Origin of the sequence: Microcoleus sp. D3_18_C2 (genome assembly GCF_036702395.1) — a bacterium.
Taxonomy (GTDB): Bacteria; Cyanobacteriota; Cyanobacteriia; order Cyanobacteriales; family Microcoleaceae; genus Microcoleus.
The window spans coordinates 1-11,664 of the sequence record NZ_JAUBTG010000094.1 but is presented as its reverse complement, the minus strand read 5'-3'; the positions used below and the strand labels follow the sequence as shown (position 1 = coordinate 11,664).

The window sequence follows — 11,664 nt, the reverse complement described above, 5'->3', positions numbered from 1 at the left end:
GGTAGAAATCATCTCTTGATGCGCTCGTACTGTATCCATAACCAGGATTACATCACCCAGGAGCCGTGTGCGGTGAAGCGCGACGTGCAAAGTCGCATTTGATGAGTAGAGAGCCGTCTCTCTCTGAGGTACTTCTCCTCAGTCCTCGTGTAAAAGACTCAATCCGAGTCCGGTCACAACGAAAGTAAGTAATAAAATCGTTGGAGTGCAGACCACACAAGCATCTAAGCTGATAGCCTAAATCGGTAGTGTATGCAAGAGGAAGAAAAGGAAGGGTTAACGATAAGTAAACGACTAATCTAGCCCCGTGATACACGAAAAGGTGAAATCAGGCTGGAACACCTTAACCAAAAGGTAAATAGCTGATTATTAGAAGTTTCGCTGTCTAATAAAGAAGTTCAAAAAGCTATCGGAGTATGAGTCGAACCCTAACCTTTTTCGCAGGTCATCAAAAGCGAAACACGGTAAGCCCAATAGACTCTCTCTTAAGGTCGAAACAAGAGAGTAAGCCAAGAGTAATCACAGCCGAATTGTCTAGGGGGTAAAGGAAGTCATAGAAAGCGAACGCCCTGTGTAATGCAGAGGATAAGGGTTGAGGAATATCCCAACATCACACCGCCTGAAAATGGTAGCCCACTTCTGACAGGTCTTAAACGATAAACAGGATTCAAAGAAACTAAACGGAGATTGAAAGATGGAAACCACTATGGTTATCGGAGGCTCTGGACAACTTAACGACTGGTCACAGATTGACTGGAAATCAATCGTCAAGAATGTTAAGAATCTGAGGAAACGGATTTATCGTGCCACACAGAACGGTCAGTGGAATCAGGTCAGAAGCCTCACAAAACTGATGTTAAGAAGCTTCGACAATCTAATTTTGTCAGTGCGTAAAGTTACCCAACTGAATCAAGGAAAACGAACAGCAGGTGTGGACAAGGAGGTAGCATTAACACCTGAACAACGGGTAAAACTCATCCGAGAAATGGGGCAGCACACACTATGGAAGGTTAAACCCACCAAAAGAGTATATATACCAAAAGCCAATGGGAAGCAAAGACCATTAGGCATCCCCACCATCAAGGATAGAGTAGCACAAGCCATAGTTAAGAACGCTCTAGAACCAATCTGGGAAGCTCTTTTCGAGGCAAACAGTTATGGATTCAGAGTCGGAAGAAGTTGCCACGATGCCATTGAGCAGTGTTTTCTACGCCTACAAGGTAATAGAGACACATGGGTTCTGGATGCCGACCTATCAGGATTCTTCGACAATATCACTCATGAAACCATCCTACATTCCATAGGGAATTTCCCCGCCCGCAGCCTAATCAAGCAATGGTTAAAAGCAGGATACATAGACAAGGGAAAACTTCATGAAACACAAAGCGGAACGCCACAAGGAGGCATTATCAGCCCCCTACTGGCAAATATCGGCTTACACGGTCTGGAAAACTTCTTGAGCCAATTCAAGAAGGTCAAAGGCTCATACAAATCCGATAGATATGGTTTCGTCCGATACGCAGACGACTTCATCGTCACCGCTACCTGTCAAGAAGACATAGAGAAAATCCGACCTGAAATCGAACAATGGCTATCCAACAAAGGGTTACAACTAAATAGGGAGAAAACCCGAATCGTGCACATCAGCGAAGGATTTAATTTTCTTGGGTTCAATCTCAGACAATACAAGGGCAAACTACTGATCAAACCGCAAAAAGAGAAAGTCCTGAAATTCCTTAAGGAAATCAGGGAATGGCTCAAAAGAAATAAAACGGTAGAACAGAAAATTGTCATTGAACAATTAAACCCCAAACTTCGAGGCTTTGGAAACTACTATCGCCATGCCGTCAGCAAAGAAGTGTTTAGCTACATCAGTTCTGAGGTATGGTATTCACTTTGGCGATGGGCAAAACGGCGACACCCAAACAAGAGCAAACGGTGGATTGCCAACCGATACTTTAAAATTAGAGGCAAAGGGTGGGAGTTTACCTGCAATGTCAAGGACAGAAAAGGTAACAACAAGGAAATTAGCCTATTTAACATAGCTAAAATACCCATCGAACGCCACATAAAGGTAAAAGGAACAGCATCCCCAGATGACCCCAACCTAACAAAATACTGGGCTAAAAGAGCCGCAAAATCTGGGAAAACCATCTGGGAAAAAGGGTCTAAGTATTACCAAATTGCCCACAATCAAGGAGGGAAATGCCCTATCTGTGGCGAATATCTTAGCAATGGTGAAGCTATCGAAACACATCACATAGTACCAATGACAAAAGGAGGCTCGGATGACATCGACAATCTCCAGCACCTACACAAAATCTGTCATAAAGTGGTACACAGTGGTAAACGTACTGTGAAGGCAAAGGCTTGAGCCGGATGATGCGACAAGTGTCAAGTCCGGTTCTTAGGGGAGGGAGATACGGCGACGTAGGCTCTCTTACCCGACAGTCGCAAGCACGGTTTTGTAGGAGAGATGGTGGGGGACACCCTACCATCGACTCTCTAACCGAGCGATCGGGATTTTTGTAAGGGCGGGTTCACCAACAATACCTGCCAATAATGGACAATCTCAAAAACCCGCCCCGACCGGGATATTATGGTTTATCGATCGGACACGATCTAACTCTAACTTTTGGGTCTACGCAGAACACAGAGCATCCTTTGGTTAGCGGAGAATCTCCAAGCGGTGCAACAATGATTTTAGAACTCAAATAATTAATTTAACACCTATGGATCAACTGCTGCGCCAACTAATTGAGGAGGTATGCGAGTATCCCCAAAACAGCTCCCAAAGGCGCAAAGCGATGAACCGATTGCTCGCCGAACTGCAGGAACTTCCCGGACTACTGCGATCTGCACATCCCGATTATTTAGACGCCTTAAATAAAACCTGGGTATGGGTGAACAAAAGCATTTGCTCGAACTTCAAGCTTAGCGATCCGAATGTGTCAAGACGACTGCGACAATGGATAAATAGTTACCTAGAGTGGCGCATTAAGGATTTGAATTTACCTTCTCAACCGCCCACCTACAGTTTAGATGCCCTCATAGGAGGCTCAGATACTACAACCGCGTTGCTGGATGTGCTTTCAGAAACAAGTTTTTCCCCTCCTACCCGCAGTGGTTTGGATGGCTATATCGCACTTTTAGAGCAAGAAAATTATCAGAATATTATTCAACAGCTAGAACAATACGTCCAAGAAGACCCCGATGGGAAATTTCGATCCTGTCATCCTAAAAATCATCCAGAGTGTAACTGTCAAGTGATCACATTAAAGGTGCTGTTTAAAACCACGCCTGACAAGTTTACTGCGATCGCCAAAGAATTTAACATCAACTACCAAACTCTAAAATCACACTGGGAAAGGAACTGTCGCCCCTTGCTCCAAGCGATCGCATTAGAGCTAGGATACACAAGAGAAGATTAAATTATGCAAAGCACAAACCCAACGCTATTGACAGTTCCACTAGGTACTGATGCTCACCGCACCGCTCGAAAATTTGCTGCCGAAACTCTGCAACTCGCTCCTGAATTGACAAAGCATGAGGCTGCCAAACGAGTTTATGTGAATACTTTAGCAGTTTATGTTGTCTATAGTTACCTCAAATGGCAAGCCTACGAACCCGATTTAATTCAAGGCGATAGTTGGCATCCAGTCGTCCGTGCCCAGTGGGATATTGCTGATTTAGTGTTACCAGGGATGGGTAAATTAGAATGCCGCCCGGTTTGGTTGGGAGAAAGTGCGATCGTAGTTCCACCAGCATCCATAGAAGACAGAATCGGCTATGTAATAGTTGAATTTGGGGAAAATTTAGACTCAGGGAAACTGCTAGGATTTACCCCATCACTGGATAATTCTCCATTGCCAAGCCAGATCCAGATTGCCCAACTCCAAAACTTAGATGCTCTGATCGATCATCTCTATCGTCTGGAATTAGGAAATCAGTTTTTGAGAAGTGACGATCCAGTAGCCGTAGAAGTGCGACAACTCTTAGAAACACAAAACTTTTCAGAAATTATCGCTCAATTAGAGCGCATTTACCGAACTACTAAACCCATTAAATGGCGGTATGCAGGAGCAGATGTATTAGTCGCTAGTATTCCTATTAATCCTGATTATCAAAAAGTTGATTATTCTCCTGAACAACAGGCTTTTATTGGAGAAATTGGTCGAGAAGAAAAAGTTATCTCCGCAGATTTACACCGCCAACAATTAGCCCAAAAACTGCTAAATAAACTAGCAGAAGTTTGGGAAATTGAAACAAAAAATTAAATATTTGTTTTTTTCCAAAAACTGAGAACCTCCCATTTTGTAAAAAGCGTTTTTTAGGAATGCGAGTATCATGCTCGCTTGCCTATATATTTGTAACGATACAGATACTTGCACTCCTGTGATATCAAATCCCCTACCATCGGAATTAATATTACCCATAGCTTTCGACACGACGCAGTGCCCCGTGTCCCCAAAATTAATCCGGGTAGGGAAACGGGACTGCCGTCTCCTATATATCATGTCTGAGTGCAACCGGAATTGATATGAAGCCAAAACTGATATTAACCCAAAAAAGGTAACATGAAAGAACAGCTAAACTCTGCTTATCGTCACCTAATTGAAATGCTACGTACCTGTCCAGAAGGTGAAGAACGAGATATTTTGGATGACTATTCAGACATCCTTAATGAAGGTTTATTAGAGGTGATAGAGGAGGTAGCAGACGAGTTATTAGTTGAGGAAAATGAAGAGGGATCTGACTGGCTGCGGAGTGCTGCGACGATGATAAAAGACTTAATTCAAATTAGATATGACTTAGCTAATTCTCAAGGCTTATTAATTTTTTTCATAGAAGTCTTAGAAGCAATCAAAGCAAGCGAAGGAGATGCAGAAGTTGTGTATCCTATTTTAGAGAAAAATTTAGAGAAATTAGATGATAATTTTGATTGGTTTTTGCGAAGTTGGGCAACTGACATTTTAGCGAAATTAGAGTCTGAAGAAGCTTACGATATAGCCACTGTAATTGGCAGTTTTAGTGGTCTTATTCAAGAATTTACTCTGGGCGATTGTGTAAACAATATTGAAATTGCGATCGCGGGATATCAACAAGTAGCGGCGGCGCTCAATCGGGAAGATTACCAGGAGGATTGGTTGGTTACTCAAAACCATTTGGGGTTTGCTTATCAAATTCGCATTGCTGGGAACCGTAGCAGGAATTTAGAAAGAGCAATTGAGTGTTATGAATTAGCTTTACAATGTTGTAATGATACCGATGAACCGGAATTATGGAGTGTAATTCAACATCGCTTAGGTTTAGTTTATTTTGACAGAGATGAAGGTGATTTAGAAGAAAATCTGGAGAGGGCGATCGCTGCTTTTGAATTAGCATTGAAAGTGTGGAATTGTCAAGAGTTTCCCTTAAAATGGGCGGAAATTCAGCATGATTTAGGTTTGGCTTATATCCACCGTGTTAAGGGAGATGAATCGGAAAATATAGAACTAGGAATTAAATATTATCAAGCTGCTTTAGCTGTTTATCCAAAAGAGGATAATCCTACAGATTGGGCAAGAATTCAAAATAATTTGGGTCTAGCTTATTATAATCGTATTCAAGGGCAAAAATTAGATAACCTTGAAAGGGCGATCGCCACTTTTCACAATGCCTTACAAGTCCGTACTTATACTGATTATCCCATACAGTGGGCAGAAACTCAAGAGAGCTTAGGTAATGCTTATATTACAATTGAAGAGAATCGAGACGACAATCTCCAAAAAGCAATTGAGTGTTATCAAGCAGCTTTAACTGTTTATAGTGCTGAAGAATTCCCGGAACAATCGAGTACGATCCAATTTTGTATGGGAGATGCTTACCGTCAAAAAATAGAAAATCCGGTTGATAATCTTGAGAAAGCGATTGAGTGTTATCAAACTGCTCTACAAATTTGTCAGAAAGAAGAGTTTCCTGAATTATGGGCGTTTATTCATAATGATTTAGGGGCGACATATCTCAGCAGATTCAAGGGAATTCAAGAACAGAATATAGAATTAGGTAGGAGTTTGATAGAGGCTACTTTACAAGTTTATAATCGTGAGGACTATCCCGACAATTGGGCGAACACTCAAAATAATTTAGGATTTTCCTATTACCTTTCTACAACGGGGAAATATTCGGATAACTTGGAACGGGCAATTGCATATTATGAATTAGGATTACAAGTGTATAATTCTGACACTTTTACAGAAGTGTGGGGATTGATACAACTTAACTTAGGAGTTGCTTATTTAGAGAGACTAAAAGGAGATTTTTCCGAAAATATTGAAGCATCAATTGCTGCTTCTCAAAATGCATTAACTATTTACGATCCAGAGACTTATTTAGAAAATTGGTTGAAAATCCAGAATAATTTAGGGTATGGCTATCAAAATAGAGTTAAAGGAGAGCGAGTTGATAACCTTGAGAAAGCTCTCGGCTATTATAAAATTGCTTTAGATGCTTGCTGTTATAGTCAATTTCCTGAAATTTGGGGTTTGCTCAAAAATAACTTAGGAACTTTTTATTTAAGAAATGCTCAAGGGAATCAAGCTGAAAATGTAGAAGAAGCTATTGTTCTTTATCTTACCTGTCTTGAATCTTATCAAAAAGCATTTAATCGTAAACAATGGTCGATGATTCAAAATAATCTAGGGATTGCTTACCTCAATCGCAAATATGGTAGCCGTCTCGAAAATATAGAATTAGCAATTGAAGCTTTTAATAATGCCTTGGAAGTTCGTAATTATGAAAATTATCCCGAACAGTGGGCGGAAACACAACAGCATTTAGGAGTTGCTCATAGTGAACGAATTTATGGAGATTCTTTACAAAATTTAGAAAGTGCTATCAAATGTTATGAAAATGCTTTACTAATATATAATCGTTCAGATTTTCCTGAACAGTGGGCAATGCTGCAAAATAATATTGGTAGTGCTTATAGCGAACGTCGGCTAGGAGATGAGGATACTAACTTAGAAATAGCCATTAATTACTATCAAATGGCTTTGCAAGTAAATACCCGTCAAATTAACCCTGAAAATTGGGCAATGATCCAAAATAATTTAGGAAATGCCTATAGGAGGCGCACTATTCAAAATGAAGTGGAAAATTTAGAAATGGCGATTTTTTACTATAAGTCAGCTTTGGAAGTTTATACTCAGAAAGATTTTCCTGAAGATTGGGCTATGGTGCAATTAAACTTAGGTTATGCTTATAGCGATCGCACTCAAGGAAGTATTGACGAAAACCTAAAACTGGCGCGGGACTATTACCAAGCTGCTTTAGAAGTTTATACTCTCAAAGATTTTCCTGAAAATTGGGCAACTGTACAAAATAATTTAGGTTATCTCTACCACAATTTAGAGCAGTTTACCGAAGCAATTCAATACTTTAAGTTAGCATTAAAAGTCAGAACTCCTCAAGCTTTCCCCCAACTTTGTCTGATTTCGGGACAAGTTTTAGGTCAAATTGCCTTCAAATTAGGACTATGGAGAGAAGCTATTGAAGGGTATTGTCTTGCTATTGAAGCTTTAGAACAATTGCGAGTTTGGGCTAATACCGATCGACGCCGCCAAGAAATTTTAGGAGAAGATATATATCTTTATGAACATATTGTACAAGCATTAGTTAATACGAAAAATTTTCCACAAGCTTTTGAATATGTAGAACGTTCCCGCTCTCGTCGGTTAGTAGATTTAATTGCCAGTAATGACCTTTACTCTCAGGGAGATATACCTTCTGAAGTAGAAGAATATTTAGCAGAATTTGAAGGAATTCAACGACAGATAGATTGCGAACGTTCCGGTTTAAATAAATCAAGTAAAAAGCAGAAGTTAATTGCAGTTAGAGCTAAGGATCTAATTGATATGGATTGTACACGCAATCGAGCAGCTTTAGAAGCCGTTAGTGAAAATATCCAAGGTTTAGAAAGTGAAAAACAACAAATTTGGGAACAACTAAGACGTTTAGATCCGGTTTTAGCGGGCGAAATTCAAGTCAGTCCCCCTAATTTAACCGCGATTCAAGAACTCATCGATCGCCCTACTACAGCTATACTTGATTTTTACACTACTGAGGAAGATACATATGTATTTGTTTTGCGACAAGCCGAACTAAATTTGTACAAAATAACCAGAAAACGCGGAAAAAACTTACAACAATGGATTCATGAAGGTTGGCTAACACCCTACTTAGAGGCTGGCGATTCAAGTAAATCAGCCCAAGAGCAATTACAATGTAAAGCTAAGTGGAGAAATCGAATTCCGCAGTTTTTAGCGAAACTTTCCCGCCGTCTGCAAATCGACAACCTGATTCGTCAGTACCTTAATAATATCGAGGAACTGATTATTGTTCCTCACCTTTGCCTACACCAAATTCCTTTTGCTGCTTTACCCTTAGAAAATGGTCAATATTTAGGAGATAAATTTCTAATTCGTTACACTCCTAGTTGTCAAGTTTTAGAATTTTGCCACAAACGTCCACCTGTCAACGATCGACTAATGTATGGTATTGTGGAAGATGCAACGGAAGATTTACCCTGTGCAAGTTTTGAGGGTGAACAAATTGCCAAACTGTATAATATTCGCAATGAACAACACTTACGAGGACGTAGCCAAGCAACGGTCAGCAACTATCGGCAACTTTCTTTACAAGTCCAGGGAATTATCTCTAGCCATCATGCTCAATCTCGCCTTGATAATCCGTTAGAATCCCGACTGGAATTGGCAGATGGTAGCATTACTTTGGGGCAGTTAATGACACCTGGCTGGCGGCTGCCTCATTTAGTTGATGTGTTTTTATCCTGTTGTGAAACTGGGTTAGGAACTACGGAAATTACTGATGATATTTTGACATTATCGACGGGCTTTTTATGTGCGGGTGCTCGGAGTGTTGTGAGTACGCTGTGGGCTGTAGATGATTTAGCAACAGCCTTATTTTCAATTTTTTATCACAAACTTCGGCAGCAAGGAAGTAGCCGCCCAAAAGCATTGCAGCAAGCACAAATAAATTTGCGATCGCTCTCTGGGTCAGAATTTGTCGCTTGCTATTCTCCCCAACTTGCTGATTTATTAGAACGCAAATTTGAAGAGGCGGAGGGCGATCGCCAGTTTGCAGAAAACCAGCGTAATTCCTATCCCGAAGGTTCCCCCGACTATCTGCAATGGCTACAAGAGGAAGAAAAGCGGGCCGAAACAGCAACACGCAATTACAAAACTTTGCAACGACTGGAAATAATTAGTTGCTTAGATTTCCCTTTTGCTGACCCTTTTTATTGGGCCGCTTTCACTTGTTCCGGTTTACGGTAAAATTCCGCCTCAATCTAAATCTGGACTCTTCAGCATCCCCATTAACTTCCGCTTCCGATTGTGTACTTGCATAAGTTGAGAACGATAAGCACACCACTGAAGATTTTGCCCCATTTGTAAATAGGCAGCGCGGGCTTTTTCCAACCACTTAATTGCACGATCGTACTCCTCTGATTTCCCCCGATCCATAATCGATTCAGCAAGCCGACAAGCATTGGCGATCGTCCAATCGGGGCGGTGGGCGATCGCAGCCCCCATTACCCGGTGAATCAGTGCCGATTCGTAGCCACTCAAGCCATCAGCAACAGCGATCGCATCTTCAATAAGTCCCTCATAGAGAAAAATATCAACCTGTGCTTCAGAAACTCCCCAACTTCTATCACTTCTGAGAGTTGCTAACAAATTTGCTTTCACAGTTGACCAACTGTTTCCTGCAAACTCCTTCACTAAAAGATAATCGGCAAAGGATGGTTTGATTTCAAAGACGCGCATTCTAGAATTTAATGCAACTTCGTTTTCTCCCAACTCAACAGCCAACTCACTCGTCCAAATTGCTAGTTTATAAAGGCAATTGCCTGACAAATTCAACCCAGTTTGAGCAATTTTTAGAGCTTCAGCTTGGGCTTGCTGTGCTTGTAAACTTTGAGCGAGAGCAAAAGCATCTTCCGCTGAGTTCATCTGAGTAGCGGCAGCTTTCACTGCTTCCTCTACTCTCCCCAAACGACTTAACATCGTCAAGTATTGTTGAGAGCAGTTTTCTGCTTGCGCTAAGTATAAGTATTCTTGATAGCGTTCCTGGCGATCGAGGATTTGCAAGCGAATTAATGCTAAGCTTTTAGCACATTCTGGTGCCTCATTAGCTCCTATTTCTTGCCCCGTAATATTTCCTTGAAGTACCTCTTGAATTAGGGGGTCATCCCAACCTTGGCGTAAAGCTTTCAAGCTCATGCTGAAATCGCAATCCCATTCATCTTGCCAAGCTTTTAACATCACCTGGAGATCGATCTCTTCTTCAGCAGTTAGTTCAGCCGTTAAAATGGCTTCTGTCCAAGCTTCATCCAAAGCGTTAGCTATATCAGAACTTTCAGCGCCATATTCTTCTACGTCATCCCAATCTTTAACGCAAGCTGCGGTGATGGCTTGTAAAATTACTAAGGCGTTGTTACCATCTCCCTCTGCAATCAATTCCTGCGCTTGCTGAATCACATCTAAAACTTCTTCTGTAATGGGGTCTTCTTCCCCCCATCCCTCGTCGAAATAACGCACAGCATTTCGCAAAATTTGTCGTACTTGTTGTCGAAAAGGAGCCGGATTAATGGAGGTACGACGGGGTGCTTTAGTAGGTTGCTGTGGAGGCGTAGGAATAGCACTTAAGTTAACGTATCGTTCGATCGGATCGATGAGTGAGGGTTGCTTTTCTACTAAATGTTGTATTAATTGCTGGGTTTGTATATCGTTGAGGCGATCGAGTAACTGTTCCAGTGTGGGGCGCTGCTCAATTATTTGTGGTTGTCGCAGACATAATAACATGGTAGCAACAATATGTTTACACCACCCAACGCCATCGTAAGCACAAGTGCAATTTGATGATGCCACATTAGCGTCATCAAAGTTTATCGTAATACGGTAAGGTTGCACAGCAGAACCCTCCACTATTGCTTGCACAATATTGCCACGCAGGACAGCGCTAGTAACATTACCCGCTAAATAGTAAGTTTCACCGCGCTTGAGGGAGGCCGCAGAGGTATTATGCTGGATCGTCGCTTCACTAAGTTTGGGAATTGGCATGAGACTATGCCTCAGCAATTAAAGGATTAGACTTGATTTTACCTCAGAGATGTACTCTGCCTAGGATTTAATTGCCTCTCAATGTAAGATTTACAGAAAATTTAATAATCCGTAAAGCAAGCACTGAGAAGCTTTGCAGCTTGATGAGGGGAAATTTATTCTGAAAATTTTGCATAATTGTCTCCCTACCCCCTGGTTAATAATAGAGCGCAGTTGGCCAACTAGCTTCTCCCTTATCCCTTTCTTTGACGGAGAAACGAGCTGTGATACCTATAGTTTCATCTACCCCCCTGACATTATTAGTAATGGGGGTTCCCAATGCTGCGGGAGAAATTATTGCCAATGTAGAGGCAAGTTTAGTATCAGCCGTTGGTAGTTACCCCTTGATGGAAATTGCCCAAGCTGAGCGCAGAACAAAATGCAGTTCTGGAGAGGACGATCCGATAGTTCCTCCGAACTAAGGAATGAGAAATAAATAACTTCCACTCTTGAAAGTGGGATGGGCGTCCCGCCCGTCCAAAAAGGACGGGCGGGACGCCCA

The 11,664-nt window shown here is 41.5% G+C and carries 6 protein-coding genes; 5 read left to right on the top strand and 1 reads right to left on the bottom strand.

Going from position 1 to position 11,664, the window contains the following annotated elements; genetic code table 11:
- Nucleotides 1-694 precede the first annotated feature (694 nt).
- The 4 genes from ltrA to QUA88_RS28260 all read left to right on the top strand — a co-directional run bounded on the left by ltrA (nt 695) and on the right by QUA88_RS28260 (nt 9,335).
- Complete coding sequence (gene ltrA / locus QUA88_RS28275) at nt 695-2,374, top strand: group II intron reverse transcriptase/maturase (RefSeq protein WP_333275053.1); 1,680 nt, start codon at nt 695-697, stop codon at nt 2,372-2,374.
- Between the two features lie 358 nt (nt 2,375-2,732).
- Nucleotides 2,733-3,431, top strand: a complete 699-nt coding sequence (locus tag QUA88_RS28270; protein WP_333052382.1) for a hypothetical protein — start codon at nt 2,733-2,735, stop codon at nt 3,429-3,431.
- 3 nt (nt 3,432-3,434) lie between these two features.
- Nucleotides 3,435-4,277, top strand: a complete 843-nt coding sequence (locus tag QUA88_RS28265; RefSeq protein ID WP_333275050.1) for a DUF1822 family protein — start codon at nt 3,435-3,437, stop codon at nt 4,275-4,277.
- A 300-nt stretch (nt 4,278-4,577) separates the two neighbouring features.
- Complete coding sequence (locus tag QUA88_RS28260; protein ID WP_333275047.1) at nt 4,578-9,335, top strand: CHAT domain-containing tetratricopeptide repeat protein; 4,758 nt, start codon at nt 4,578-4,580, stop codon at nt 9,333-9,335.
- Nucleotides 9,336-9,344: 9 nt separating this feature from the next.
- Here QUA88_RS28260 and QUA88_RS28255 read toward each other — a convergent pair whose 3' ends face one another.
- Nucleotides 9,345-11,123 carry an SWIM zinc finger domain-containing protein gene (locus QUA88_RS28255; RefSeq protein WP_333275044.1) on the bottom strand — a complete coding sequence of 593 codons (1,779 nt, stop codon included), beginning with the start codon at nt 11,121-11,123 and terminating at the stop codon, nt 9,345-9,347.
- Nucleotides 11,124-11,386: 263 nt separating this feature from the next.
- Between QUA88_RS28255 and QUA88_RS28250 the strand changes: the two genes are divergently transcribed.
- Nucleotides 11,387-11,584, top strand: coding sequence for a hypothetical protein (locus QUA88_RS28250; protein WP_333259614.1), 198 nt, complete (start codon nt 11,387-11,389; stop codon nt 11,582-11,584).
- Nucleotides 11,585-11,664: the final 80 nt, after the last annotated feature.